Annotated in this window: 21 protein-coding genes; 8 read left to right on the top strand and 13 right to left on the bottom strand. The window is 64.7% G+C overall.

The genetic code is table 11. From position 1 onward, the window contains the following. Position 1: 1 nt before the first annotated feature. Entirely contained in the window at positions 2 to 1,681 is a 1,680-nt protein-coding gene (locus OU995_RS18190; protein ID WP_267831427.1) for a subtype B tannase, read from the bottom strand. A 229-nt stretch (positions 1,682 to 1,910) separates the two neighbouring features. Here OU995_RS18190 and OU995_RS18185 point away from each other — a divergent pair, with 229 nt between their 5' ends. Next, a complete protein-coding gene (locus tag OU995_RS18185; RefSeq protein ID WP_267831426.1) occupies positions 1,911 to 2,357 on the top strand; it encodes a hypothetical protein in 447 nt (148 codons plus the stop codon). An 11-nt stretch (positions 2,358 to 2,368) separates the two neighbouring features. Here the strand turns inward: OU995_RS18185 and kdgR are convergent, their stop codons facing one another. The 9 genes from kdgR to kduI form a co-directional block, all read right to left on the bottom strand. After that, on the bottom strand, positions 2,369 to 3,178 hold the full coding sequence (gene kdgR, locus OU995_RS18180) for a DNA-binding transcriptional regulator KdgR (RefSeq protein ID WP_267831425.1): 810 nt from the start codon (positions 3,176 to 3,178) through the stop codon (positions 2,369 to 2,371). 29 nt (positions 3,179 to 3,207) lie between these two features. Beyond that, positions 3,208 to 5,745, bottom strand: a complete 2,538-nt coding sequence (locus tag OU995_RS18175) for a pectinesterase family protein (RefSeq protein WP_267831423.1) — start codon at positions 5,743 to 5,745, stop codon at positions 3,208 to 3,210. 44 nt (positions 5,746 to 5,789) lie between these two features. Continuing rightward, on the bottom strand, positions 5,790 to 6,941 hold the full coding sequence (locus OU995_RS18170) for an oligogalacturonate lyase family protein (protein ID WP_267831422.1): 1,152 nt from the start codon (positions 6,939 to 6,941) through the stop codon (positions 5,790 to 5,792). A 28-nt stretch (positions 6,942 to 6,969) separates the two neighbouring features. Then, a complete protein-coding gene (locus tag OU995_RS18165) occupies positions 6,970 to 8,298 on the bottom strand; it encodes an ABC transporter substrate-binding protein (RefSeq protein WP_267831421.1) in 1,329 nt (442 codons plus the stop codon). After that, the gene (locus OU995_RS18160) at positions 8,295 to 9,434 is read right to left on the bottom strand and encodes an ABC transporter ATP-binding protein (protein WP_267831420.1); all 1,140 of its coding nucleotides are present in this window, start codon (positions 9,432 to 9,434) and stop codon (positions 8,295 to 8,297) included. The genes OU995_RS18165 and OU995_RS18160 overlap by 4 nt, the downstream gene beginning before the upstream one ends. 79 nt (positions 9,435 to 9,513) lie before the next feature. Further along, positions 9,514 to 10,404, bottom strand: a complete 891-nt coding sequence (locus OU995_RS18155; RefSeq protein WP_267831419.1) for a carbohydrate ABC transporter permease — start codon at positions 10,402 to 10,404, stop codon at positions 9,514 to 9,516. 23 nt (positions 10,405 to 10,427) lie between these two features. Further along, entirely contained in the window at positions 10,428 to 11,315 is an 888-nt protein-coding gene (locus OU995_RS18150; RefSeq protein ID WP_267831418.1) for a carbohydrate ABC transporter permease, read from the bottom strand. Positions 11,316 to 11,490: 175 nt separating this feature from the next. After that, entirely contained in the window at positions 11,491 to 12,252 is a 762-nt protein-coding gene (kduD, locus tag OU995_RS18145; RefSeq protein ID WP_324288586.1) for a 2-dehydro-3-deoxy-D-gluconate 5-dehydrogenase KduD, read from the bottom strand. Between the two features lie 55 nt (positions 12,253 to 12,307). After that, complete coding sequence (kduI, locus tag OU995_RS18140) at positions 12,308 to 13,144, bottom strand: 5-dehydro-4-deoxy-D-glucuronate isomerase (RefSeq protein WP_267831417.1); 837 nt, start codon at positions 13,142 to 13,144, stop codon at positions 12,308 to 12,310. Between the two features lie 189 nt (positions 13,145 to 13,333). On the opposite strand from kduI, the gene OU995_RS18135 reads away from it, so the two are divergent. The 3 genes from OU995_RS18135 (at position 13,334) to OU995_RS18125 (ending at position 17,725) form a co-directional block, all read left to right on the top strand. Next, positions 13,334 to 13,666: a cupin domain-containing protein gene (locus OU995_RS18135; RefSeq protein ID WP_267831416.1), complete on the top strand. Its 333-nt coding sequence runs from the start codon at positions 13,334 to 13,336 to the stop codon at positions 13,664 to 13,666. A 212-nt stretch (positions 13,667 to 13,878) separates the two neighbouring features. Beyond that, on the top strand, positions 13,879 to 16,926 hold the full coding sequence (locus tag OU995_RS18130; protein WP_267831415.1) for a TonB-dependent receptor: 3,048 nt from the start codon (positions 13,879 to 13,881) through the stop codon (positions 16,924 to 16,926). 19 nt (positions 16,927 to 16,945) lie between these two features. Continuing rightward, positions 16,946 to 17,725, top strand: a complete 780-nt coding sequence (locus OU995_RS18125) for a rhamnogalacturonan acetylesterase (protein WP_267831414.1) — start codon at positions 16,946 to 16,948, stop codon at positions 17,723 to 17,725. A gap of 63 nt (positions 17,726 to 17,788) precedes the next feature. Here OU995_RS18125 and OU995_RS18120 read toward each other — a convergent pair whose 3' ends face one another. Continuing rightward, positions 17,789 to 18,721 (bottom strand): sugar kinase, encoded by a 933-nt coding sequence (locus tag OU995_RS18120; protein WP_267831413.1) that lies wholly within the window; start codon positions 18,719 to 18,721, stop codon positions 17,789 to 17,791. A 480-nt stretch (positions 18,722 to 19,201) separates the two neighbouring features. Between OU995_RS18120 and OU995_RS27495 the strand changes: the two genes are divergently transcribed. The 4 genes from OU995_RS27495 (at position 19,202) to OU995_RS18100 (ending at position 21,864) form a co-directional block, all read left to right on the top strand. Beyond that, positions 19,202 to 19,885 (top strand): sensor histidine kinase, encoded by a 684-nt coding sequence (locus tag OU995_RS27495; protein WP_324288585.1) that lies wholly within the window; start codon positions 19,202 to 19,204, stop codon positions 19,883 to 19,885. Further along, positions 19,882 to 20,559 carry a response regulator gene (locus OU995_RS18110; RefSeq protein WP_267831412.1) on the top strand — a complete coding sequence of 226 codons (678 nt, stop codon included), beginning with the start codon at positions 19,882 to 19,884 and terminating at the stop codon, positions 20,557 to 20,559. The genes OU995_RS27495 and OU995_RS18110 overlap by 4 nt, the downstream gene beginning before the upstream one ends. Positions 20,560 to 20,576: 17 nt before the next feature. Then, positions 20,577 to 21,383: a DUF4239 domain-containing protein gene (locus OU995_RS18105; RefSeq protein ID WP_267831411.1), complete on the top strand. Its 807-nt coding sequence runs from the start codon at positions 20,577 to 20,579 to the stop codon at positions 21,381 to 21,383. A 316-nt stretch (positions 21,384 to 21,699) separates the two neighbouring features. Further along, a complete protein-coding gene (locus OU995_RS18100) occupies positions 21,700 to 21,864 on the top strand; it encodes a hypothetical protein (RefSeq protein WP_267831410.1) in 165 nt (54 codons plus the stop codon). 282 nt (positions 21,865 to 22,146) lie between these two features. On the opposite strand, the gene OU995_RS18095 is transcribed toward OU995_RS18100, so the two are convergent. Together OU995_RS18095 and OU995_RS18090 are read right to left on the bottom strand one after the other, a co-directional pair. Then, positions 22,147 to 22,644: a hypothetical protein gene (locus tag OU995_RS18095; protein ID WP_267831409.1), complete on the bottom strand. Its 498-nt coding sequence runs from the start codon at positions 22,642 to 22,644 to the stop codon at positions 22,147 to 22,149. A gap of 41 nt (positions 22,645 to 22,685) precedes the next feature. Then, positions 22,686 to 26,141, bottom strand: a complete 3,456-nt coding sequence (locus OU995_RS18090; protein ID WP_267831408.1) for a winged helix-turn-helix domain-containing protein — start codon at positions 26,139 to 26,141, stop codon at positions 22,686 to 22,688. Between the last annotated feature and the right edge of the window lie 182 nt (positions 26,142 to 26,323).

The raw sequence follows: 26,323 nt of genomic DNA, 5'->3' as shown, positions 1-26,323 counted from the left end.
CTCAGCGGCCGCGACGCTCGGCCGCCTTCAGCACGGTGGCGACCCAGGCCATGGCTTCGGGTACGTCATAGTTGCCAGCATGGGGCTGGTTCCAGGCGAGACGGTAATTCACATCTGCCACCTTGCGGTCTGCCGCCAGGGCGCGGCTGAGGTTGATGGAGACGGTGAAGGCCGTATCGCGGTCCCGCGTGCCATGACGCACATACCAATACGGTGAGGTGTCCGCCTGGCTGCCGATGAAGGCCAGCGGATCGATCAGACGGATCTGCTCATCCACCCGGGTGCCCGGCTGCCGCAGGAACTGGGTCCAGGTCAGGCCGGTCTCATCCAAACCCACACCATCCGTCTTGTCGTTGTGGTTCCAGCTGTAGTCGGTGAAGTTGGAATACAGCTGGGTCGGTGTGCCAAACAGATTGGATTCACCTGCGGGATTGGTGAGCACACTCAAGCCGGACTGATCAAACGCCGGGGTCGGTTTGAGCGTGGCCTGCGTGGCGACGAAGGCCAGGTAGCGGGTCATGTCCAGCGACAGCACCCGCTGCGTGGTGGTGTCCACGTCCATCCAATCGTTGACGTAGGTCTTGCTGCCTCCCATGCCACTGACGGTGAAACTCTCGCCGAGCTTCGGCAGCGTCGTGCCGGCCCGCATCGCCGTCTCGGCCGACCGGATCACCTCGGCCTGAATGGTGGCGAGCATGTTGTCTGCCGTCAGTCGCTGCCCATCGGCATTGCGCAGCCCCAGGCTGCGCTGATAGGCGGGAAATCTCGACGCCAATTCGGCGCTGGCCGTGGGGTTGGCATTGCTGGTGCCTGCCAACGCGCGTGAATTCAGCGCGGTAAAGAGCCATTCGTACGCCAGATCAGCATGGCCCAGGTCGGTGATGGGGCAGTAGGCCACGACGGCCAGCACGTCGTCGCGCAGGGTGCTGCGGCCGCGCTTGTCGATGCCGGCAGCGCCGATGGCCGCGAGATACGGCAGATAGTCCGGGCTGTTGCCGGAAGCGCCCAGGATCGACACCAGGCCGCCACCGCCGCTGGTGCCGTTCACCACAATGCGCTCGGCGCTGCCCGGCATGCGGGCGTCATTCAGCCTGAGATAGCGCACGGCGGCTTTGGCGTCCACCACCACGGCGGGCGAGCGGCCCGGATAGGTGGCATCGGCGGCCACCACGTTGCGTCCTCGGGTGGCCACGTCGACATAGACATAGCCCGCCTTCAACGCTGCCCCCACATTGCTGGTGCTGCTGTCCAGGGTGGCTCCGTCGGTCACGCTGGCTCGCTGGTAGCTGGCCATCCAGCCCCCGTTGTTGACCGCGAGATAGAGAGCGGTCTTCGGGTCGTTCAGCGAGGCCTCGGGGACAAAGATGTTGAGGTTCTGATAGCCGCATTGCGGGTTGTCGATCACCTGGGTGGCGCCCCCCAGGCCGGTCTGCGTGGTGGCCATCAACACCGGCTGTTTGACGTAGCAGACGTTCTTGTACCAACGCACCGGGACATAGGTGCCGTCGATGGTGACACCCACACGGGTGTAGTTGGAGGCGTCGAAGGTCAGTGCGCTGTCGTCGGCAGCATCACTGTCGGCATCGTGACGACCACTGCCCGCCAGGGCGCCGGTGGCCAGCATCAGGGCCATCAGGACGGACAGGGCTGGCGCGGCGTGGCGCGCTTGAAATCGCTTCATCGGGTGTCTCCTGGTTCTGGTTGAGTTCGCGCGTCTGAGGCGCTGAGAAAACTCTAGCGACGGGGTGCCATCGCCAGGAGATGGTTGGGAGCTTGTCGCAATAACTTGGCGTTATCGGGTTTGCCCGTGCCGGGCCCTCCCCCATGTGGGAGAGTCGCTGCATCTCCCTTTGGTGCCTCTGGCCGGTGGGCGCTACGCTGGCGGCTTTACAAGCCTTTCCGCTCACATCATGGCCTTCGACACCTGCCGCCATCTCCGCACCGCCCTGCTGGATCTGCACCGCACCCTGGTCGCCCTGGAGCGGCGCGACTACGAAAAGCTACACGGCACGCAGGGGCCCGGAGATTTCCTGCAGGTGATGGCCTATTCCGAGGACATGCGCTGGCTGGACCCACTGAGCCGCCTGATCGTCATGCTGGACGAAGCCATCGATGGCAAGGGCGATGCAGACCTGACCCCGCTGCCCGTGGCCCAGCGGATGCGTGAACTGCTGGCGTTGAGCCGCGACAGCCAGGAGGCGTTCATGGTGCGCTACCTGCGGCACTTCGACAGCGCTCCCGAACTGGTGGAAGCGCATGCGCGTGTGGTGGCGGCATTGAAGGCGGTGGGCACAACCGCGCCCGGCATCACCACCGGGACATCGCCCACGGGGACAACACCCCCCGCAGGGGCCTGAGCCGGCTTCGCTTACGCCTTCTCGTCCAGCGGGAACTTGATGCAGCCCAGCCGCGCGGAGATGTCGCGGCTGGCTTCCTTCAGCATCGTCACGACTTCCGGCGCCTTGGCATCGTCATACCGGAAGGTCGGGAAGCTCACGCTCATGCCGGCCACCGGATGGCCCAGCCGGTCGAAGATGGGCACGCCCAGGCAACGGATGTGGTCGTCGAATTCCTCGCGGTCCTCGCCGAAACCCTGCGCTTTCACGCGGTCCAGCTCCACCTGGAAATCCGTCAGGTCGGTGATGGTCTTGTCGCGAAACCGCTTGAACTCGGCCCCGGCCAGGATGCGCTGGCGGCGGTCCGGATGCTCCCAGGCCATCAACACCTTGCCGATGGCCGTGCAATGCAGCGGCGCGCGGCGCCCCACCCGCGAATACATGCCCAGCATGTGGTGGGAATCCACCTTGTGCACGTAGATGATCTCGCTGTCGATCAAGGTGCCCAGGTGGACGGTTTCGCCTGTGGCATCCGCCAGCATCTGCATGTGATGCTTGGACAGCTCGACCAGGTCCGGATACTGCAGCGCCTTGGCGCCCAGCTCAAAGGTCTTCATGGCGAGGCCGTAGCGCTCGCTGTCCGACTCCTGCCGCACATAGCCCAGCGTCTTCATCGTCTGCAGGAAGCGATAGACCGTGGCCTTGGGCATGGCCAGGCGCACGGACAGTTCAGAGATGCCGGTGTCGCTGCGCTCGGACAAGGCTTGCAGGATGGCAAACACCTTGAGTACGGCCGCCACCGACTCGGGCTGCTGCTTGCCATCGTTCAGATCGTCATCCATGCGCGGTGTGTCTGGTCAAAGAGAGGATTTCACCACAGCCGACCCGCGCCCGCGCCCTGGCGAACACGGGAGGCCACGTCGGAAGCCGGGGCTGGGCGCCAAGCGTACGGCGGGGTCCAGCCGGCAGGCAACACCGTGGGGCCGCTGAGGGCCGACGGCGTGCCGGTACTGCCGGTAATTCCGGTACTGCCGGCCCCACTGCTACCGGTACCAGCCGCCTGGATCGCGGCCCCCAGGTCCACCGGCTGAGCGTTCACCAGCGAGCCATGGTCTTCAAAGCGCTGTCCCTTGAGAAAGCGCACCACCTGGCGCGGTGGCACATCCGCCGGCAATTCCCAGGCATTGGCTTCGCTCAGCAGCTGCGCCTCGAAGCCAACGCCCAGAGAGTAGGCATAGCCCTCCGGCTGATCCGCCCGCACCGAGAAGAGGTTGTTGGCCACATGCACCTGACCGAAACGGACGCGCGGTGTACGCTCCTTCACCGCCTCCCAGAGGTTATGGTGCAGCGTCACGCGCAGGCGCCCGCGATCGTCGCGATGCTTGTCGCTGCCGCCGATGAGCATGGTCTTGTCGTGCTGGCGGAACACGTTCCATGACACGGTCACCAGGTCTGATTGGCGGGTGATGTCCAGCAGACCATCATGGCGCTGCAGCGGGCGGCCCAGGAACGTCGGCTCCGCCCGGTCCGGGCGCTGACCATCGTCGAAGCTGCAATGGTCGACCCAGACGTGCTGCGCATCCCGCAGTGACACGGTGTCGTATTCGGAGTTCCACTCCCCGTGCCCGTTGTCCATCGGGTCCCAGGCCGGGAAATAGTCGTAGGCATCGGAGAAGCGAAGGTTGCGAAGAATCACCTGCTGCACGCGCTCCATCATGAGCGAGCCGCCGTCAAAACCGGCATCCGGGGTGATGCCGATCACCGTGGTGTGGGAGGGGATGCGCACCACCACCTGCGCGGCCTGCCGGCGGGCAGAGCGTTGGCGGGCGTCTTCCAGCGCCCCCCGCGGCGCCCCTCGCCCCCAGGTGGCGGGGTCATAGGCCTTGGCAAAGGCGTTTAGGTCAAAGGCGGGATCCTGGAAAGCCTCCATGCCCAGGCGGCGGCCGGCGGCATCCGCTGCCAGGTCGATGCGACCGGCCAGCGCGATGATCTTGGGGGTGTTGCCCAGCGCCAGTGCCGCATCCAGCTCGGCCCGCGTGCGCACCCAGCGGACCGCATCGGGTGCCGCCCCCGCGCCCCCCTTCGTGCCGCCATCGACCGAGGCCCAGCCGTCCCCCTCTGGCAGCCCTTCATAAGCGGCCACCGGCAGCGCCTGGTTGCGGAATTCCGCCATGCGGTTGGCCGCCGTTCCTTCGGTGCTGAACGGACGACGTGAGGTCGATGCCGACCAGGGCGCCAGATGCGGCCCCAGCAGGTTGTCCCGCAGCAGCGCCTGGCCATTGGGCACGGCAGCGCCGGGTTGCCAGGTGCCGGGGGGGACGCCACGGTCCCACGCACGGCCCAGGCTGATGCTGGCCGGAGCAACGCCCGGTTCCGCCAGCCAGCGGCTGCGCTGGATCAGGATGCCGTAGCGCTCGTCCTGCGTCGTGCTGGGGGCGATGACATGGCCCCCATGCCCCGGCTGGCGCCTGCCGGCGCGGCTGACGATCAGGCTGTTGTCGATCACCAGCGTGGCGCCACCGAAGATGAAGTCGACATCGCCCCGGATGTCGCTACGCCGCACCAGCACACGTCCGGAGCGGCCGTTGACGCGTTCCGCCTCGAAGGTGTCCTGGTGACCGATCAGCCGCACGTCTTCCAGCTGGATCCGATCGCCCTTGGTGAGCAGCGCCACGGCCTGCGCCCCTCCCCGTTCATTGGCCCCTTCGGGATATCCGACTCCAGCGCGCACACCCTCCATCGCGTCATTGGCGATGGTGAGACGCTGCAGTTGCACGTCATCGGTCAGCAGCGTAACGCTGGCACTGCCCGGCGTGCCGTAGGTGGGGGGCGGAGCGGCAGCGCCGGTACCGGTGACACTGCTGCTGGCTGCGCTGGAAGAAGCCGCAGCGCCGCCACGAGGCGCCAGTGGAATCTGGCACCCCTCCGGCAAGGCCACGCGGCTGACATGCTCCGAGGCGGCTTGCCGGTCCGCCGCCGTGGCGGTGGATGGCATCGGGCGGACCAGGCCGTTGTAGCGTCCCTCGACGATGACGACCGCACTTGGGTCGCCCAGGCCGTAGAGGCGGAAGGGCGCCTTGCCCTGCACACACAAGGCCTCCCGGTAGGTGCCGGGCCGCACCAGAATGTGGATGCGATGGTGCTCACGCCCGGCCGCCGGCACGGCGTCCAAGGCCGCCTGCACGGTGCGGTGGGTGCCACTACCGTCGGCGGCCACGATGAAGTCCGGGCGCAGGCCCGAGGGGTCTTCGAGCGGCGCGGGCGACCAATCGCCCAGGTAGCGTTCCAGGGTCAGCGCGGCAGCATCCGCCTCGGACAACTGCGGACGAGCGCCCGTCTGCGCGAACACTGTCACCGACCCGGCGGTCGCTCCCACCACCAGCGCCGCCCCGGCCAGTACCCTCCGCATGCTTGTCCGGCCATTCGCCATCACGCCCTGCCCCGCCGTTCTCATCACAAGTCCGCCAGATACAGCGCCGGCTCGCCCTCGGCATCCGCGCTGAACAGCACCTGGCGCTCATCCGGGGTGAACGACGGATGCGGGTGGGTCACCTGCCGGTTGCCCTTGTAGACCCGCCAGCTGCTGTCGTGCCGGGCCACGCGACGCTCGGTGCCGGCCTTCATGTCGAACACATGCAGATAGGGGTCGGTCTTGATCTGATGGCTGCTGGCATCGGCCACGTCGGCCGGTGAATCACATCCGTCTCCGATCAGCAGGCTGCCATCATGGTTGCTCATCAAGTGGGAACACGGCGGCATGTGCATCAGGCGGCGCGATTCCAGCGTGACCGGGTCCAGCGAGCAGATCCAGCGGTCCCGCTGCCCCTTGAGGTAGGACACATAGATCATGGCCGAGCCATCCGGCACCCAGAACTCATGGGTGCAGCTTTCGCCGGGATCCTGCTGGCGGCCGCAGCGGATGTGGGTACCGTCTTCATTGATGAACCACATGCGGGCGTCCACCAGGTCGTGCGGCCCTTCATGGCAGTAGGCCACGGTCTGATCGTCAAACGGGCGGTACTGCGGGTGGCCCAGCCAGCCCTGCTGTTCCAGAATCACCTCGCGCTCGCCGGTGGCCAGATCGATGCGGATCAGCCGGCAACGCGGCTTGGCGTGGAACATCTGATGGAACTTCTGCCAGTCACTCAGCGGGAACCAGTCGCTGGCGGCGATTTCGATGCCCACCATACGGGTACACGCGGAATTGGCCACCCAGGTGCCATAACCCACCCACGCTTCCGGCACGCGGTAGACCACCTCTTCGCTGAGGTCGGCCAATTGCAGGCGGATCAGCTGACGCTCGGCGCGCACGAAGTAGAGGTGCCGGTCATCCGGGCTGAGGAAGCCGCCGAAGGTGTTCTCGCCGGGCTGGTCGGTGAGCTGGGTCGCCACCTGGGATTCCAGGTCCAGCAGGTGGTAGTTCCAACTGCTGCCCGGCCCGAATTCAGCCCCAAAGATCAGGCGCTTGCCATCATTGGTGAACGCCTTCTGATAGAAGTAGTTGCGATGGCAGGTGACGTCGGTCGGCGTCAGCCGGGTGACGCGCGCGCCAGTGTCCGGGTCCTGACGGGTGACAAAGCGAAGTTGACGTTCGTTGGCTTTCATACGGTCTTCACGCGATGGTGCGCGCTGTTCACTTGATGCGTTGCAACAGGGCCTGGCCCTCGGTCACCAGACGGCGCGCAGCGGCTTCGTCGGTGGTCTTGCGGTAGGCGACGGTCTCGAACACCTCGCGCATGAACTTGTGCAGCCGTGCATGCTCAAAGAGCGGCGCCGGCCGTCGCAGGCGCCCGGCCTGCCGCTGCTCGCGAATCTGTTCATGGGCGGCCAGCTCCAGCGGCGGCACGCCGGGGCCATGACGCAGCTGTTCAAACGGCCCCCGGGCCGACGGCAGGCCGCGGGTGCGGCCCAGCAGCGAGGAGGCTTCCAGATCGGTCAGCAGGAAATTCACCAAGCGGGTGGCTTCTTCCGCATGGCCGCGTGTGGCGGCATGGCGGCTGACGGCATACATCACGGTGGGGCGGCCAAACATGCCGCTGTCCAGCGCACCGGGCAAGGTGGGGAACTCACCCAGCGTCAGGCGCTGCTGCTTGTCCAGCGTCGACGAGCGCAGCCCGATGACCGAATCCCAGGTGTAGTTGCCGGCCCAGCGGCCGTTCACCCAGTCGGGCTGCTGTTCGGTCGGTTTTTCCGCGCCACCGAGGCTGGCGCGCAGGGGCAGCGGCGTGGCCACATGCTCCTGGATCAGCCGCCGATAGGTGCGCACCCAATCCAGCGCCGCCGCCTCGCTCATGGCCACCCGAGGCTCGTGCGGGTCGACATAAGGCGTGCCATGGCGCTGCTGCACCCACGCCTGGGCCAGCAGCATCATGTCGTAGAGCTCGCCGTCCAGCGGGTAGGCGTCTTCGCCCAACGCCTTGCGGAAAGCCGGACCGGTGGCAAACAGCTCGTCCCAGGTGGTGGGCAGCGCCAGGCCGGCGCGCTGGAAGGCCGCTTCGTTCCACAGCATCACCCGCGCGCTGAAGGAGACCGGCAGTGCATTGAGCTTGCCGCTCACATCGCCGTAGGCCAGGTCCTCGGCGTCCAGCTGGCTCAGGTCCAGCAGGCGGGCCTGCTGGCGAAGGTCGAAAAAGCCATTGCCGCGTTTGCTGAACATGGCAAGCCAGGCCCAGTTGATCTGCATCACATCGGGCTCGGAGCCACCGGCAATCTGGGTGGTCAGCCGCTCCAGATAGCCATTAAAGCCCATGTATTCGGCTTTCACCCGCACACCGTAGCGGCGTTCAAACAGGGACAGCGCCTTCAGCGTGGCTTCGTGGCGGCCCGCGCCGCCCCACCACGCAAAACGCAGCACACGGGGCTCCTCGGCGCGCAGGAAGGCGGGGGCCAGTGCAAGGCCCGCACCGGTGGCGGCGACCGCACCGGCCGCCGCGCCCAGCCATTGACGACGGGTCGCGCTCATGTGAGCAGGCTCATGCCGGTGTCGGCGTCAAACAGATGCGCCGCCGACATCTGTGCATGCAGCGTCACCGCCTCTCCCCGCTGCAGGCCCTGCAGCGGCAAGGCTTGCTCAGCGGGGATGCGGGCGGTCAGGACCAGCTCGCCCAGCTCGACATGCACATACACCTCGGAGCCCATGTGCTCGGTGAAACGCAGCCGTGCCTGCAGGGGCTCACTGTCGCCTTGCGGGCGCGGGGCAAGAGTGAGGTGTTCCGGGCGCAGGCCCAGTTGCACCGCGCCATCCGCACGGTGGGCCAGTCCGCCCAACGCGGCCACACGTTGGGCCGGCAGGCGCAGGCGGGAGCCGCCCAGCTGCACCGTCAGGCCATTGTCCGTCGCCTCCAGGCGGGCCGGCAGCAGGTTCATTTCTGGCGAGCCAATGAAACCCGCCACAAACGCATTGGCCGGACGCTCATACAGCGCCGTCGGAGTGTCGACCTGCTGGATGACACCATCCTTGAGCACGCAGATACGCTCGCCCATGGTCATGGCCTCCACCTGGTCGTGGGTCACATAGACCGTGGTGGCCGGTTGGTCGCTTTCGCGCAGGGTGCGATGCAGCTCGGTCAGCCGCACGCGCATGGCGGCACGCAGCTTGGCATCCAGGTTGGACAGCGGCTCATCGAAGAGGAAGACCTCCGGCTTCTTCACAATGGCACGCCCCACCGCCACCCGCTGGGCCTGGCCACCAGAGAGCTGCTTCGGATAACGGTCCAGCAGATGCTCCATTTCCAGCAGCCGCGCGGCATGGCGCACCCGGCGGTCCAGTTCGTCGGCAGGTGTCTTGGCCAACTTGAGACCAAAGGCCAGGTTGTCGTAGACCTTCATGTGGGGATACAGCGCATAGTTCTGGAACACCATCGCAATGCCGCGCTGCTTTGGCGCCAGGCTGTTGACGGTCCGGTCGCCAATGCGCAGCTCCCCGGCGGTGATACTTTCCAGGCCGGCAATCATGCGCAGCAGCGTGGACTTGGCACAGCCCGATGGGCCCACAAACACCATGAATTCCCCGTCGCGCACTTCCAGGTCCACCCCGTGGACCGCCTTGAAGCCGTTCGGATAGGTCTTCTCGACCTTGTTGAGCGAAAGTCTTGCCACCTGTCTGTCTCCAATCTTCTTGTCGTCGTCCGGTGTGCCGATATGCCGATGGACCGGTGCCGGATGGGCGGGCCTGTGATCAGCCCTTGACCCCGGAGGATGTCGCGCCTTCGATGAAATGCCTTTGCGCCGCAAAGAACACCGCCACCGAGGGAATCAGCGCCACCACCGAAATGGCGATCACATTCGCCCACTCCACCTCTTCCGTCGCCCCGATGCTCATCTTCAAAGCCAGCGACACCGGATATTTCTCCACCGAGGCCAGATAGATCAGCGGCCCCATGAAGTCGTTCATCGTCCAGATGAACTGGAACACCACCACGGAAATGATGGCCGGCTTGAGCAGCGGCACGATGATGTGCCAGAGCAGTTGCCAGGCATTGCAGCCGTCGATCTGGGCCGCCTCTTCCATGTCCCGCGGAATGCCGCGCAGGAACTGCACCAGCATGAAGACAAAGAAGGTGTCGGTGGCGAAGGCCGAGGGCACGATCAGCGGCAGATAGGAATCCAGCCAGCCGATCTCGCGGAACACCAGGTATTGGGGAAGACGCAGCACGATCAGCGGCAGCATCATCGTGGCGATCATGATGCTGAACAGCACCTTGCGTCCCCAGAACTCAAAGCGTGCAAAGGCGTAGGCCACCATCACACAGGAGATCACGGTCACGATGATGCGCGGAATGGTGATCAGGAAGCTGTTGAGGAAATAGGTCGCAAAGGTGTATTCCGTGCTGGTCTTCCAGCCCTTGGCATACGCATCGAAGTCCAGCCGGCTCGGCCAGAAACCGGCCGAGCTGAAGATCTCCGCATTGTTCTTGAAGGACGCGCCCACCAGCCACAGCAGCGGGTACAGCATCACGATGGCCACCACCCCCAGGGCCGCATAACGCAGCCAGGGGTTGCCCCGGTCACGGCCCAGCACCAGGGGTGCGGGTGCCGGATGACCGGCAGCGCCGGTTGCTTGTGTCATTTTGGGGTCCACCTGCACGCGGCTCATCGCTTCTGCTCCTTCTCGCCGGAGTAGAAGACCCAATAACGGGAACTCCAGAACGACAGCAGCGCCAATCCGCCCACCAGGGCAAACAGCACCCACGACAGGGCCGCGCCATAACCAAGGTTGAAGAAGCGGAAGCTCTGGTCGTAGATGTAGAGCGCCAGCACATAGGTGGAGTGCAGCGGGCCGCCCTCGGTGATCATGTAGGGGCCGTTGAATTCCTGGAAGGCATGCACCATCTGCATGATCACGTTGAAGAAGATCACCGGTGTGATCAGCGGCACCGTGATCTTCCAGAACTGCTGGGCCTTGCTCGCACCGTCACATTCCGCCGCTTCATACAGCGAGATGGAGACGTTCTGCAGCGCCGCCAGGAAGATCACCATGGCCGATCCGAACTGCCAGGTGAAGAGCAGCACGATGGTCCACATGGAATAGTGCTCGTCCGCCAGCCAGGGAATGGGGTCGATGCCGAACTGCGCCAGCACCAGGTTCACCAGCCCCTGCCGGGCAAACACAAAACGCCACAACACCGCCACCGCAATCGACCCCCCCAGGATGGACGGGATGTAGAACGCGGCGCGGAAGAAATTGATGCCGCGCAGCTTGAAATTCAGCACATGCGCGATGAGCAGGGCAAAGCCAACCCGCAGCGGCACCGCCAGCACCGCAAACAGCAGGGTCACGCCCAGCGATTTGCGGAACAGCGGATCGTCGGTCGCCAGTTCCTGGTAGTTCTGCAGGCCCACGAACTGCGGTGGGTCGATCAGGTCATATTGGGTGAAGCTGAGCGCAAAGCTCATCACAAAGGGGAACAGCTTGAACAGCAGTACGCCCAGCACAAAAGGCAGGACGAAAAGAAACCCCAACTTCTTGTTCTCGTACACGCGGCCTCCCGTTGTCTCGTCGGTCGACCTGCCGCTGCCCGGCACATGGCCAGGCATGGGCAGACTCTCGCATCCAGTCCGGCCAGGGCCATGACGGCGCCTCGGCCTTCAGTGATCGGGTTCCGCGTCCCTCGGATCGGGTGGGGACGCTGGAGCCCGATGGTGTGGCGCGAGCCTAGCGTGCCAGCCAGCCGCCGTCGACGGCGACGGTGTAGCCGTTGACATAGTCGGAGGCCTTGGAGGCCAGGAACACCACCGGGCCGGCCAGGTCGTCCGGCACGCCCCAGCGGCCCGCCGGGATCCGCTCCAGGATGGCCGCATTGCGGGCCTCGTCCTGGCGGAGCGCGACGGTGTTGTTGGTGGCCATGTAGCCCGGCGCGATCGCATTCACATTGATGCCGTGCGAGGCCCATTCATTGGCCATCAGCCGGGTGATGCCCATCACGCCGCTTTTGCTGGCGGTGTAGGAAGGCACCCGCACACCGCCCTGGAACGACAGCATGGACGCGACATTGATGATCTTGCCGCCGCTGCCCTGCGCCAGATATTGGCGGGCGACGGCCTGCGAGAAGAAGAACACCGTCTTCAGGTTGAGATTGATGACGTCGTCCCAGTCCTGCTCGCTGAAGCGGATGGCGTCCTCGCGGCGGATGATGCCGGCGTTGTTGACCAGGATGTCGATGTGGCCGCTGAGGGAGCGGGCTTCGGCCACCAGGCCTTCGATGCAGCTGATGTCCCCCAGGTTGGCCCGCAGGTCCAGGAAGCGGCGGCCATGGGCCTCCACTTCGGCGCGGGTCTGCACCGGGTCCGACACATTGACACCCACGATGTCCGCACCGGCCTGCGCCAATGCCACCGCCATGCCCTGCCCCAGGCCGGTGTTGCAGCCCGTGACAATGGCCACGCGACCACCCAGCTGGAATTGATCCAGGATCATAGTAAGAGTTCCTTCGAATGAGCGAATGAAGCGCGTATCACCAGACGGTGAACGCTCAGCGCAGTGCCGTCATGGGTACGTGATCCATGTCCTTGAAGACCTGGTTTTCGCCCACCATGCCCCAGATGAAGGTGTAGGCCTGGGTGCCCACGCCGGAATGAATGGACCAGCTCGGGCTGATCACCGCCTGCTCGTTGCGAACAACCAGGTGGCGTGTCTGGGTGGGCTCGCCCAGCATGTGGAAGACCGCCGCGTTCTCGTTCATGTCGAAGTAGAAATAGACCTCCATGCGCCGGTCATGCGTGTGGCAGGGCATGGTGTTCCACAAGCTGCCGGGCTCCAGCTGGGTCATGCCCATCAGCAGTTGGCAGGTGGGCAGCACATCCGGCACCAGGAATTTGTAGATGGTGCGGCGGTTGCTGGTCTCGGGCGAGCCCAGCGTCTCCGGGGAGGCTTCCGCCAGGGTCACCTTGCGGTGCGGATACGCGGTGTGCGCCGGCGCGCAGTTGAAATACAACTTGGCCGGTTGGCTGCTGTCCACGCTCTTGAACTCGACGATCTTCGCGCCCTGCCCGATGTAGAGCGCTTCACGTGGCCCGATGTCGAATTGCTGGTCGTCCACCAGCACACGCGCCGCGCCGCCGATGTTGATCAGACCCAGTTCCCGGCGCTGCAGGAAGAAATCGGTGCCGGTGTGCTTGCCCAGCTCAGGCGCGAACGTCACCGGGCGGGTCACAGGCATGATGCCCCCCACGATGATGCGGTCGATCTGGCTGTAGGTGAGAGTGGCCTGGTCCGGCAGGAACAGGTCCTCCACCAGGAAATGGCGGCGCAGGCCTTCCGTGTCCAGGGTGCGGGCGTGTTCACTATGCAGGGGTTGGCGGATGTCCATGCTTGTCCTCGGTATTGATGCCAGCCATGCACGCAGCCGCCCTGTTCAGGTGCGGTCTGCGGCTTGATGGGGCGAAGCGTAAGCGTCCGCGAGAACTCACGAAACTATGGTTTCTATCTAGTGAACCGGTGTTTCATTTTCGTGCGATGGGGCTATAGTTGCTCGCATCCACTGGTTACGCAGCGTCTCATGAACCCATATTTCGACTCTGAGGCCACGCCCTGGACTGACCTGGGCGACGGCATCCGCCGCAAGATCGTCGGGCATACCGAGCAGCTGATGTCCGTTTTGGTGCAGTTTGACCAGGGGGCCATCGGCACCCCGCACGCCCATGAGGTCCACGATCAGATCGCGTATGTGATCAGTGGCGCCTTTGAATGTGAAGTCGGCGGCATCAAGAAGGTGCTGCGTGCCGGTGACGCCTTTGTGGCGCCGCATGGCTGGCAGCACGGCGTGGTCGCCCTGGAACCCAACAGCACCTTGCTGGACCAGTTCTCGCCACGACGCGACGACTACCTCTGAGGCGGCGCCTCACCCGCGGACCGGTTTCTCCGGCTGCGGCCGCCCCTCCCCGCAGTACCTGAAGTACCCGCAGTACCGAGGCGGCGCCGCACTGCAGCGGCGGCCGCTCCGTGCATCGGCGCCCTACGTGCGCCCGTGACTGACTGAGCAGCCACCAGAGTGGCGGGCAACGATCCCGCGCCGGTGGCAGAAGAACCATACGGAGACAAGTCATGCCCCAACACCTTGGGAACCGCCTCGGGACGTCCTCGTCCGACCCTCGTGCCGTGGTCCAGTCCAGCGCACGTGACGCCGGCGGTCTGTTGCCGCCCTCTCGTCTGACCCCGCTGCTCGCCTGCCTGCTGGGCACGGCCGTTCTGCCGGCCTGGGGCCAATCCGAAGCACCCGCTGCCCCTGGCTCGGCGGCCTCGGCTGCGTCGAACAGCGAAGCGAAGTCACTGGACACGGTGGTGATCACCGGGATCCGCGCCTCCCTGGAAAGCGCCCTCAATGCCAAGCGCCAGGACCGCGGCATCGTCGACGTGGTCAAGGCCGAAGACATTGCCAAATTCCCCGACACCAACCTGGCCGAGTCACTGCAGCGGGTGCCCGGGGTGGTGATTGACCGTGATGCCGGTGAAGGCCGCAACATCACCGTGCGCGGCCTGGGTGCCGATTTCACACGGGTGCGCATCAACGGCATCGAAGCCCTGGCCACCACCGGCGGTACGGATAGCTCCGGCGGTGCCAACCGTTCGCGCGGCTTTGACTTCAACGTCTTTGCGTCCGAACTCTTCAACAGCATCACGGTGCGCAAGAGCAGCTCCGCCGATGTGGATGAAGGCTCGCTCGGCGCCACTGTCGACCTGCAGACGGCCCGCCCGTTTGACTTCAACAAGCGCGTCATCACCGCCTCGTTGAAGGGCCGCTACAACGATCTTTCGCAGAACAGCGATCCTCGCGTGGCGTTCCTTTATAGCGATGTGACGCCGGACAAACGCTTTGGGGTGCTGGTCTCCGGCGCCTATTCCAAGCGTCGGGTGCTGGAAGAAGGTTTCTCGACCGTGCGTTGGGACAATGGCGCGTCCTCCGGGGGCTGGTGCTCGCCCATCGGTGTCTCTCCGTCCAACCCAACGACCACCTCCACCACCTGCGGACCAGCAGCCCAGGGCGTGTCCCGCCTGCCGGCATCACAAAGTGCCACCGACGCCTACAACGCCGCCAGCAGCGCGGACAACTTCCACCCTCGCCTGCCCCGGTACGGCCGCCTGACCCATGATCAGGACCGGCTGGGCATGACCGCATCGATCCAGTTCAAGCCGTTTGAGAAAACGGTGATCACGGGCGACATGCTCTATTCCAAGCTGAAGGCCACGCGCCAGGAAGACTTCCTGGAGGCCATCTCCTTCAGCCGCACCGCCGGCCAGGGTGGCAAGCCGCAGACCAGTGTGGTCGAGGCGCAATATGACGCCAATGGGGCCCTCCAGTACGGGCGCTACAACGGCGTGGACATTCGTGCCGAATCTCGCTTTGACAAGCTGAGCACCGAGTTCACCCAGCCCAGCATCAAGATCGACCAGGAATTCACCGAGCACTTCCGGATGTCGGCATCTGCCGGCCGTGCGGAGTCGCGTTTCCGCAACCCAGTGCAGACCACGGTCACGCTGGATGCGCTCAATGTGAACGGTTATGCGCTGGACTTCCGAGGCAATGACCGGCTTCCCTCCATCACCTATCCGTTTGATCCGGCAGCCACCAGTGGCAACCCGCTGACCATCGTGGGTGTGCCGCGCGCAAGCTCCGGGACGCAGGCCAGCACCGTCACCAACACCACCACCAGCGAGATCCGCATCCGTCCGCAGGGCGCCAACAACCGCAATGACGTCGGCCATGTGGAACTGGCCTGGGACTGGATTCCGGACTCCGTCACGCTGAAGGCCGGTGTCGATTACAAGCGCTACTCCTTCGACACTTACGAGTTCCGCCGCGTCAATCAGAACGACACGATCTTCGCCCCCACCAACGGCATGGCCGGTCTCACCACCACATTGACCGGTTTTGGCAAAGGGTTGAACCTGCCGGCGGGCACCGCCACGTCCTGGGTGATCCCCGACCTGAACGCGATTGCCGCGGCCTACGACATCTACTGCAACTGCATCAAGAGCGGCCCGGCGGGTGGCCCTGGAGACTTCACCCTCTCCTCCACCACCAACGGCAATGCACGCGGCAACAACCGCAAGGTGTCCGAAACCGATACCGGCGGCTTTGTACAAGCGGACTTTGACACCCGCCTGATGGGCATCCAGGTGATGGGCAATGTCGGCGTGCGCTATGTGAAGACTGAGCAGGAAGCCACCGGCTACCTGGCCACCGGTGGCGGCACCGAAGTGGTGGTGGGCCAGAGCTACAAGGACTGGCTGCCTTCACTGAACGTCTCGGCCAACCTGACCCGCAACCTGGTGGCCCGCTTCGCGGCGGCCAGGGTGATGGCGCGTCCGCAACTGGGCAACCTGAACCCGGGCGGCACCATCAGCACCACCGGTACGCTGTCAATCACCAGCGGCAATCCCAACCTGAAGCCGTTCCGCGCCAAGACCTTTGACGGCAGCCTGGAGTGGTACCACGGACGTAATGCGTTTGTGGGGGTGGGTCTGTTCCAGAAGAACATCGACACCTACATCCAGAGCCTGCGCACCAACGTGCCGTTTAATACGACCGGGTTGCCACTCTCGCTGCTGCCGTCGAATTTCACCGGTGAGGAAGTGTTCCAGGTCACCTCCCCGATCAACACCCCGGGGGGCAAGCTGCGCGGCATCGAGCTGAACTTCCAGCAGCCGTTCAGCTTCCTGCCCAGTTGGGGCAAGAACTTCGGCACGGTGCTGAACTACACCTACGTGAAGAGCAAGATCACCTACCTGATCTCGCCCACCAGCAATTCGGTGATCACCGACGACCTGCTCAACATGTCGCCGAAGTCCTGGAATGCCACGCTCTATTACGACGATGGTGTGATCAACGCTCGTGTCTCCGCCTCTCGCCGCTCCGCGTTCCTGACCCGGGTGCCGGGCCAGAACAACAACGATGTGGAAGGCAAGAACGCGTCGACCAACGTGGATGCTTCCATCAGCTACAAATACAGCGACCGGCTGAGCTTCACGCTGGAAGGGGTGAACCTGACCAACGAGGCCAATGACCAGTTCATTTCCCGCGCGCGCAACAGCCCGGTGGTCTACAACGTCACCGGCCGGGAATATCTGGTGGGCATGGCCTACAAGTTCTGACCCTCCGGGACGGCCAACCATGGGCAAGACTCGTCGCAACACCGCACTGGGTCGGACGCTGCACCGGCTGGTGCTGGCCGCCGGGATGGTGGCGGGCTCGGCCCACGCTGATTCGCTCCGGGTGATTCTGGTGGGCGATTCCACCATGGCACCCCGCAGCGGTTATGGGGACGCCTTGTGCGCCCGCTTCAAGCCGGAGGTGACCTGCCTCAACCTGGCCAAAGGCGGGCGCAGCACCAAAAGTTATCGCGCCGAAGGGCTGTGGGACCAGGTCCTCGTGCTGCTGCGCGACCGACCGGCTGGGCAGACCGATGTGGTGATGATGCAGTTTGGTCACAACGACCAGCCGGGCAAGCCCGGCCGTTCGACCGAGCTCGCGACCGAGTTTCCGGCCAATCTTGAGCGGTATGCCCAGGACATCAAGCCCACCGGGGCCCGGCTGGTGCTTCTCACACCGCTGACGCGCCGCAGCTTTGACACCCAGGGTCAGCTGCGCAATGAGCTGCGCCCCTGGGCGCAGACGACGCTTCGTATCGGAGCGGAACAAGGCGTTCCAGTGCTCGACTTGAATGCCGCCAGCCATGCGGCGGTGCAGGCCATGGGCGAGACCGAGGCCGAGACACTGGCCATGCTTCCCCGCCCACCGGGCCCGCCGGCATCTCCTGCCTCATCGATTGGCGCCAACAATCCCGGGTTTGATTACACGCATCTGGGGCCTAAAGGCGCTGACCTGTTCTCCGGCATGGTCCAGAAGCAATTGCAGACGGCATGGCCTGAACTGTCACGCTGGATGCGCTGATGCGCCGGTGCGCTGGAACCTCCACATGCCCAGCATGCGGCGAGTCCAGCGCGGCGCTGCCGCTCACACCAGGTCCTGCATCACTTCGGCGGGAATGATGGCGCCGTGATGCTGGATGACACGTGCGGCCACCCGGTTCCCATATTCGGCGGCTTCGACGGCTGAGGCGCCGGACAAGCGTTTGGCCAGGTAAGCCCCCGCGAACGAATCCCCCGCTGCGGTGGTGTCCACCACCTTGTCCACCCGTTGGGTCTGGGCGGTCAGCCAGCGGGCAGGATCTTCAGCCGTGCGAACCAGCGTGGCGTCCGCCCCGCGCTTGATCACCACCTCCGGCGTTGAAAGGTCTTGCGCATGCGCCAGCGCTGCGGCCGGGCTGGCCAGCCCGAACAAGGCCTGATGATCATCCGCCGTGACCAGGGCGATCGTCGCCAGGCTGAACGCCCGTTCAAACGCGGCTCGGGCCACGGCCGCGTCCGGCCACAGCCGGGGTCGGTAGTTGTTGTCAAAAACCACGGTGGCGCGCCCACGCAGGCGCTCCATCAAAGCCAACAGCCGTTCGCGCCCCGCCGGCGGAAGAATCGCCAGGGTGATGCCGCTTAAATACAGCGCATCAAAGTCGTTGGCCCGGGTTTCCAGCGGTGTGCTGTCGCATTCGAAATAGGCCTTGGCGGCCGCCGTGTCCCGCCAGTAATGAAAGCTGCGCTCGCCCCGCTCATCCACCTGGATCATGTAAAGCCCCGGATGGCGGCCCGGAATGCGGCGGACCAGCCCAATGTCCAGCCCTTGGCCCGTCCAGCGGTCCAGCAGGCCCTGGCTCAGCGTGTCTTCCCCCAGCGCTGTTGCATAGGCCACCTCCACCCCATGGCGCAGCCCGCAGCGCCGCAAATACACAGCGGTGTTCAGCGTGTCTCCGCCATAGGTCTGGGTCATGGATTCAAAAGCCTGGCCCTGCAGTTCCAGCATGCATTCGCCGATGACTGCCACACGCTTGCTCATGGGAATCTCTTTTTTGAAACGTTGTTCCGAATTTTGCAATAGCGGAATGAATGGCGGGTAGGTGTAGACCCTAGCCTCTTGATTGGCGGCCAACGCTTGTTGTGAACTTCATTCAATGATCTGCAATCAGCAGCAAATGCATTGAATAAAAGCGTCTGGAGAACGCTTACCGGCAATCATTCCCCTTCCTTCCGAAGCTTCCAACACCTTCCGTCAGGCTCGAAAGGCTTCGTAAGGTTTTCAGAAGGTGTGACAGCCCTCCTCTCACTACCGTTACGGCCCATGGGAGTTTCAGCTCCCACCGGGCTCCGGCCCGCCCCTATTTCGAGAGGACACACCATGATCTCCCTGCCCCCCCATCTTGGACGCAGGCCCGGCATGACGCCGCCCCGCCGCGCTAGCACCACTTGCCGGCCGCCCCGCCCAACGGGTGCGCGACAGGTCACCGGCCGGTGGCGACCCGCTTCGGTGTCTCGCGCCTTGAGCGCCGCTGAAAGCCGGGAACGCGAACGGATTGCCACCCTGCTGCATGACGAAGTCGGTGCGCTGATTGTGCGCATCCGGCTGCGTTTGAGCGAATGGCGCCATAGCGATGCACCGACGCCCTCCTCCGAAGTGGATGACGTGTGCAGTTGGCTGTCGAAGCTGTCCCACACGGTGCGCACCTTGACCACCTCCCTGGCGCCGCCGGCCTGGCATGGCGGGCTCCCGAGCGCGCTGGGCGCCATGGCCCAGGAACTGGGTCTGGGGCTGGATGCGCAGGGTCCGCAGGTGACTGTGGACACCAGCGGACCGGACTTCGACGTGGCCGAGCCGGTGCGTTCCATGGTGTGCCGGGTGGTGCGGGAGCTCTGCCTGAATGTTCTCAAGCATGCCAAGGCCCGTCGGCTGGACATCACACCGCGCGTCATGGATGGATGGTTGTGCATCCAGGTGCAGGACGACGGCGTGGGACTGCCGGACAAGCCGGAAGTGCTGGGCCGAGGCGGCGCCGGCCTGGGACTGGCGGGCGCCCGGGCGCAACTGCGGGCGCTGGGCGGCTCCTTGCATCTGCGCTGGGAGCCGGGCCGCGGCACCTGCGCCACCGTGTTGATTCCTCTGCCCGGCCACCCGGAGATGGCGCCGGACGATGTGGTTGAACTGCCAGCCAGGAGCCTGCCATGACGATTCGCATCGTGCTTGCGGACGACCATCAACTGGTGCGCGAGGGCCTTCGCGCGCTGCTGAGCCGCGAACCGGGATTGGAAGTGGCAGGGCTGGCCGAGGACGGCGCCGCTGCGGTGCGCATGGTGCGTCAATTGGAGCCCGACGTACTGGTCACCGACGTGGCCATGCCGGGGCTGAACGGATTGGAGGCGGTGCGGCGAGTGAAGCAGCAGCAAGGGCTGGTGGCCTGCATCTGTGTGTCGATGCATGGAGACCAACGGACTGTCATCACGGCGCTGAACGCTGGAGCGTCCGGGTTTGTGTTGAAGGACGCATCGGCCGATGAACTGGCCCATGCGGTGCGAGACGTGGCAGCGGGACGAATCTTTCTCAGCCAGGGGCTGATGGGGGCGGTTGTGGACGAACTGCGCCAGCATCACCGCCAAACGGACACCGCCCTACCTGTTCGGGGCCCTCAGACGCTGACCGCCCGCGAGCGCGAGATCGTGCAGCTGTTCGCAGAGGACTTATCCACACAAGACATCGCCGACCGTCTGCACCTCAGCGCCAAGACGGTGGCCACCCACCGCGAAAACATCACCCGCAAGCTGGGCGTGCGGGGTGTGGCCGGACTCACCCGCTATGCGGTGCGAGAAGGTTTGAGCACGGTCGACCCGACCGTGGCGGCCTGAGGAGGCCGGGAGACTCTATGCCCTTATGGATCTACAACATGCCGGATTGGCTGATTGGGGTGCTGGTGGTGGGAGGATGCATGGGCGCAGGCGTTGGCGGGCATGTCCTGCTGCCCACGACCTGGCGCCATGGACTGGTGAGGGAGGATCCGACGCTGCTGGTGGGGCTGGTGATCCTGGTGAGCGGCATCACGCTCGGCCTGCTGAGCCTGTGTGCCGCCAGCAGTTGGGAGGCGGCCACCCGGTCGGCACAGACGGTGGAGCGCGAAGCTGGCGTCATTGGCGCGCTCGGGCGCAGTCTGGGCGTGATGTCCCAGGGTGAGTCGAGCTATGCCAAGGAGCAATTGAGAGCCTACACACGCTCGGTCATCTTGAAGGAATGGCCGGCCATGCAGGAGGGGCGCTCCAGTTTGGCCACCTGGGATGCATTCGACTCGCTCTTTCGCTCATTGGCGGCCATTCAACCGTCCAGTGCGGGTGACAGAGCCCTCATGCCGGAACTGTGGCGGCGTGTGCATGAACTGCTGACGCTTCGTCAATCGAGACTCTCGACCAGCCCCGCGTCCATTCCCGGCGTGCTCTGGGCCGTCACGGCAACCAGCAGTGGATTGGCGCTGGGCCTTCTGACACTGTTGCCGGCGACGCGCATGCATCGCGTCTCAGCCATTCTTCTTTCGCTGCTGATCGGGCTCGGTCTCACGCTGGCGCTGTCCATGGAACGTCCGTTTTGCCTGGGCGCCTGTTTGAAGCCGGAGCCCTTCGAGACGGCACTGCAACGCATGGACCGTTGGGACCAGAAGTCGAACCCGGTGTGGACACAATGAGGTCTCAACAAGGGCCCATGTACGGCAAGGCACCCATCACAATTTCAGGCATGCCTGGGTTGAATGGCGACACGACTGTCGCTCGGGGGAATGGACGTCCCCGTCAACGTCCTTGGAGAGAAAACACGATGAAAGTGAGAGCAGCGTCTGCTTGTAATGAGCAGCAATCACGCAAAGATTTCTGGATCGTCAACGAGGTGGAGGCACGTCTGTCGGCGCCAGTTGAACTGACTCTGGAAGAGATGGATGCAGTGGCAGGAGGCCCGGAAGTGGGATCTGGCTCATCAAACTGATTAGAGATCACCGGAGATACAACATGAAGAACCAAGAAGTCGCTACCAGTTCACCAACCCAACTGCTTAAGGAGTTCTGGTCCCAGAACACCACCGAAGGTCGTGTTACTGCACCGATGGAACTCACTCCAGATGAGGTCGCGGCTGTTGCCGGCGGCCCCGAGGTCGGTAATACCTCTTCAAACTAGTGTGCTGTATCGCAAGTCACTGCAAAAAATGCAACCGATGGATTTCGGGCCAGAACAAGGCGCGAACCACAGCAATGCCAGTAAGCATTGCGAGGATTCTCAACGCAGCACTGGCGCGAAAGACGCGGTTTCATTGGCAGGAACTTGTGGGACAGAACACTAGTCGAACTGAACTTCCTTGAACCCGGAACCCAAGACGCCTCGGGAACAAACGCTGACGACCTGGGTTCTGCAGCTTGACCAATGAAAATCAACGGAAAGCTGGCTGAGTTTCAGAAGGTGTCAAGAGCTGCTACCGGCCTCCACCTCGGGATCGGTAGTGGCGATCAGCTGGTTCGGGATATCGCCTTGTGCAGGGAACTCGAACACGAGGATCACACCACGGCGAGTCTTGGGTGCCAGCGGGATGGTGACAGACCAGGCAGCCCCGATGTCGCCGTTCACCATTGGGAAGTCTTCCGCCCGTGCGAGGAACAAGTTCGGCATCCCGGCGGTTGACCCCAAGGTCTTGGCGTTGGCAGAAAACAGTGTGACCAACTGATTGACCTCAAAACCAAGATTTTCAACGGCGTCGCGAGCCGCGCAGGGGATCAATGCGTATTCCACTTGGCGCAAGCACACAGAGTTCTGCTGCATGGTGTCCTTGAGTGCCTTGGAGTCCACAAGATTCCATTGCAGATCAAAATACAGGCACTTTTCGATCTTGGTCTGAACTTCAGTGCCAATCAATTTGACAGGGATCGCAAAGTAGTTGGTGATGTTGAGGTCGATGGTGGACATGGTAGATAAGCTTCAATGGTCCGTACGAATGGACGCTAGGGTTACAAGAGAGCAGGCTGGACGGGCACGTAACCTCCCGTACTCAACTGCCGGAGAAAATCATTCTCTGGTTTCTCAGGGTGCGCGCAATGACTAGCGGCGATCCAGGCTTCCAGAGGAGTGCCACCCTGCCCCCCCTGGACAGCTGGCCACAGTTTCTGGGCCAGATCTGCACACATTGCCTGCCGTCCGACTGTTGCCTGCGCGTTCAAGGCCTGAAGTTCCAGCAATGCGAGACGGCTGCTCAAATCCTGAATCTGCCAGTGCCGGGGCCACTCTGATTCCAAAAGAGTGAGTTGTTGACGCGCGCCAGCAGCCAGTTGAAGGGTTGCTGCCCAATCTCTTCTTTTTGCCGCTATTGCCACTTCCGTCACAGCTAGCCGTGCCATCGCATCGCGGCGGACAAACTGTCTTGGATGCGTACTGGTCGACTGCAAAGAAGCTTTCAAAGCGCTGATCTGCGCCATCGACGCCGCATCCGTGCTCACACGCGTGAGAAGCAACGTCGCCTGCGCATGTGCAAGTTCGAGCTTCCAATAGTCGTTGTCCGGATCGAGGCTGACCGCTGACTTAATGCGCTGTACTGCATCCTCCATCACCGCAACGGAAGCATCGACCTGCCCCATTGCGCGCAAGGAGTCGGCACGACGCATGTCAATCACCCCTAATTGACGCACCTTGGCCCTTTCATCGGGATCGGATTTGATGAGCTTCAGCAGCATGTCCCGCGCGACATCGAGATGAGCAAGTGCGGGTCTGGGAGATCCACGCACGAGATAGACCATGCCCAACCATTGTTCTGAACTGGCCACCGCCGTCTGTGCCGTGCGGCTCTCGGGTTGTTGCCGCAACGCCTCCTGCTTCTGCGCCAGCGCCCGCTCAAACCACATCTGCGCCTCCGCCCAGGCGCCCTGCTGAAACGCCGTCGAACCGAGACTGTTCACCGCGTAGCCCCACTCCATCGACGCCGTTCCGTCCTCCGGCAGCGCTTTACGCCACGCTTCGCAGGCTTCGCGATACGCGTTGAACCACTGCATGGCGGTGGTGGTGTCATTGCTGTCCAGCGCAATCTGCCCCAGCCAGAATGCACTGGCGCCCAGCGTGCGGTAGTAGTCCGCCGTGTCCACGTCCGATGTCGGCTTCCCGGCGGGCAACAATCGCCTCGCCGCCTCCAGCGCCTCCAGCGCCACATCCGTGCGCCCCTTGCCCCGGCTGCTATTGACCTCTCCAATCACCACAAGCGCCTTGGCACGCTGCAGGGATTCCGCTGCCGATTCACCGGCCCCGTCCGCGGGCGCCAGCACCCTCACGCCCTGCTCCGCGATGCGGCTGAGCAACGACAGCTTGCCAATCGGACGCAGTTGATCCGCCAGGTCCCCCAGCATGAAAGACGCCAGATGCTGGCTCTGACGCTCCCGGTCCGCCGCCAGGCGGGCCTGCCGCCCGTAGGCGATGGCCGCAAGCACAGCCACCGCAGCCAACAGCGTCACCAAACCGGTGGCTGCCCAGCGGAGCCGGCGCTGCCGTCGCAAGCGCGCCAGCGACTGGCCCACAAACCTCCGCTCCTCCTCACTGAACAACGCAGGCGCCTCCTGCAGCGCCCGGGATGCCTGCCACAGCAGGCCACCGCTGGGCAACAACAAGGGCGCGGCCTGCCCGCCATCCACCCAGCGCTGCACCCAATGCCGCATTTCGTCGCGCAGGGTCAATGTGGCCCGGTGCTGGGCCACCCAGGCGGTGACCCGCGGCCACTGGCGCAGCAACGCCTCATGGGCCACCCGGAAGCCAGTGGCGCCAGCAATGTGGTCCGCCACCAGCAGCCGTGCGTCCACAAAAGCCTGGGCCAGGGCGCGTTCATCATCGTCCGCCAGCGAGGCCGCCGCCGCCCATCGGCTGGTCGGGGTGGCATCTTCCGACGTCAGGCTGACGATCCGTGGCAGCAAGCGCATCAGCGCCTCCTGCCGTGAGGCCGGCAACCCCGCCAGCACCGCCTCGGCATGCCGGCCGATGGCGCCCTCCAGCCCCCCCATCGCCTCATAGGTTTGCCAACTCAGCACGTCCCCCGCTTCGCGTTGCAGATACAGCGCCTGCAAGGTGTATTGCAGCAGCGGCAGTGCATCCGGGGACTGCATCGCATCGGCACTCAAGCGGTCGTCCAGCCGATTCAGGCCGCTGGCATCGGTGCCAAACACCAGCCCGGCCGCACGGGCCGGCAGACGGATCATCTGCGCCAGCGCCTCCGCATCCGGCGGGGCCAGATCCATGTGAGCGCCCTGCTCCTTGTCCCGCATCAGGGTGGGATGCTGGGCCAAGGCCGGATAAAAATCATTGCGGCACAAGGCCAGCACCAGCACGCGGCCGCTGCTCACCAGTGCATCCACGGTGGCGATGAAGCATGTCGCCAGCGAAGCGTCCCCCGTCGCGCCCAGCTGAAGCACCGCCTCCAGGCGGTCCAGCACCAGCAAGGGCGGAGCCACCGGCCCCTGAGGTGCGCCCTGCGCCTGCAGCGCGATGTCCAGCAGTCGGATCACTTCCCCCGGGCGCTCCCGCAGCAGCTCCGCCAATGAGGTGATGCTATGGCCCGACAGCAGCGGCTGGCCGCCCTGCTCCCAGTCCAGCAGCCCCCCGGCCAGCGCCGACCAGGGGTCCAGTTCCCCCAGGGAGGCCAGGTCCACCGTGGCGCTGGCACTGATGCTCAGGCCGGCCGGCGCCACGGCATGGCGGGCCGCCAGCCCCAGGCCTCTCAAGGCCGGCAGCAGCCCCGCCTGCACCAGCGACGTCTTCCCTGACCCACTCGGCCCCAGCAGGACCACCAGCGGCTGACGCCGCCGCCATTGCGAGACCAGCCGGGATTGCAAGGCCGCCACGGCGTCGTCGCGGCCGAAGAACACGGCCGCATGGGATTCGTCGAACGCTTCCAGCCCGCAGAACGGGGAGTCGCCCCGCCACGCCCCCTCATGGCTGCGGGTGCCGCCCACGGCGGACACCACGCCGATGGGCGCCACCACCCGATAGCCCTGCTTGCGAAGGGTCTCGATGTAACGCGGCGAAGTGGCACTGTCTTCCAGCGCCTTGCGCAGCCCCGCCACGACCTTGTGCACCGGGTTGTCGCCCAGGTTCTCATCCGGCCAGCAGAGGCTCAGCAGGGTTTCCGCACTCATCACCACGCCGGGTTGCCGGCACAGGGTGGCCAGCACGGCCATCGGCCGAGGTTCCAGGGTGATGGCCCGATCACCCCGCATCAGGCGGCGTGCCGCCACGTCCACCAGCCAGTCTCCCAGCAGAAAACGGGTGGTCTGGCTCAGATCCACCTCAGGCGCGGAGGCGCCCGCGTTGGGGTGCCCCAGGGAAGAAGGGTCCGCATCGCCGCCCCGGCCCGCCCGCGGCGGCGCCGGCCTCCACGGGCTGTCGGGCACGGCGGCGCCCGGCCCGGGGCCGCTGTCGGTGATCGGTTTCATCTCGTGTCTTCTCCCTCTCGTCATCCATTCCCGGGCGGACGAGGCGTGGAGTCTAGGAGCCCGTCGCCCCTGCGTCCATCCTGTCGCATCACCCCCACGCTTCCGAGAGAGAAATCAGCACTTGTCAGCCCCAAGCTCAGATTTCGTCCTATGGGTCTGCAACGCGCCGACACCTATCGTTC

Origin of the sequence: Roseateles sp. SL47, from assembly GCF_026625885.1 — a bacterium.
Taxonomy (GTDB): Bacteria; Pseudomonadota; Gammaproteobacteria; order Burkholderiales; family Burkholderiaceae_C; genus Roseateles.
This window is presented reverse-complemented; position numbering and strand designations above follow the sequence as displayed.

Excerpts from the sequence above, each read along its gene's own strand:
- OU995_RS18190 (WP_267831427.1), bottom strand. The coding sequence starts at position 1,681 with ATGAAGCGATTTCAAGCGCGCCACGCCGCGCCAGCCCTGTCCGTCCTG.
- OU995_RS18185 (WP_267831426.1), top strand. The coding sequence starts at position 1,911 with ATGGCCTTCGACACCTGCCGCCATCTCCGCACCGCCCTGCTGGATCTG.
- kdgR (WP_267831425.1), bottom strand. The coding sequence starts at position 3,178 with ATGGATGACGATCTGAACGATGGCAAGCAGCAGCCCGAGTCGGTGGCG.
- OU995_RS18175 (WP_267831423.1), bottom strand. The coding sequence starts at position 5,745 with ATGCGGAGGGTACTGGCCGGGGCGGCGCTGGTGGTGGGAGCGACCGCC.
- OU995_RS18170 (WP_267831422.1), bottom strand. The coding sequence starts at position 6,941 with ATGAAAGCCAACGAACGTCAACTTCGCTTTGTCACCCGTCAGGACCCG.
- OU995_RS18165 (WP_267831421.1), bottom strand. The coding sequence starts at position 8,298 with ATGAGCGCGACCCGTCGTCAATGGCTGGGCGCGGCGGCCGGTGCGGTC.
- OU995_RS18155 (WP_267831419.1), bottom strand. The coding sequence starts at position 10,404 with ATGACACAAGCAACCGGCGCTGCCGGTCATCCGGCACCCGCACCCCTG.
- kduD (WP_324288586.1), bottom strand. The coding sequence starts at position 12,252 with ATGATCCTGGATCAATTCCAGCTGGGTGGTCGCGTGGCCATTGTCACG.
- kduI (WP_267831417.1), bottom strand. The coding sequence starts at position 13,144 with ATGGACATCCGCCAACCCCTGCATAGTGAACACGCCCGCACCCTGGAC.
- OU995_RS18135 (WP_267831416.1), top strand. The coding sequence starts at position 13,334 with ATGAACCCATATTTCGACTCTGAGGCCACGCCCTGGACTGACCTGGGC.
- OU995_RS18130 (WP_267831415.1), top strand. The coding sequence starts at position 13,879 with ATGCCCCAACACCTTGGGAACCGCCTCGGGACGTCCTCGTCCGACCCT.
- OU995_RS18125 (WP_267831414.1), top strand. The coding sequence starts at position 16,946 with ATGGGCAAGACTCGTCGCAACACCGCACTGGGTCGGACGCTGCACCGG.
- OU995_RS18120 (WP_267831413.1), bottom strand. The coding sequence starts at position 18,721 with ATGAGCAAGCGTGTGGCAGTCATCGGCGAATGCATGCTGGAACTGCAG.
- OU995_RS18110 (WP_267831412.1), top strand. The coding sequence starts at position 19,882 with ATGACGATTCGCATCGTGCTTGCGGACGACCATCAACTGGTGCGCGAG.
- OU995_RS18105 (WP_267831411.1), top strand. The coding sequence starts at position 20,577 with ATGCCCTTATGGATCTACAACATGCCGGATTGGCTGATTGGGGTGCTG.
- OU995_RS18100 (WP_267831410.1), top strand. The coding sequence starts at position 21,700 with ATGAAGAACCAAGAAGTCGCTACCAGTTCACCAACCCAACTGCTTAAG.
- OU995_RS18095 (WP_267831409.1), bottom strand. The coding sequence starts at position 22,644 with ATGTCCACCATCGACCTCAACATCACCAACTACTTTGCGATCCCTGTC.
- OU995_RS18090 (WP_267831408.1), bottom strand. The coding sequence starts at position 26,141 with ATGAAACCGATCACCGACAGCGGCCCCGGGCCGGGCGCCGCCGTGCCC.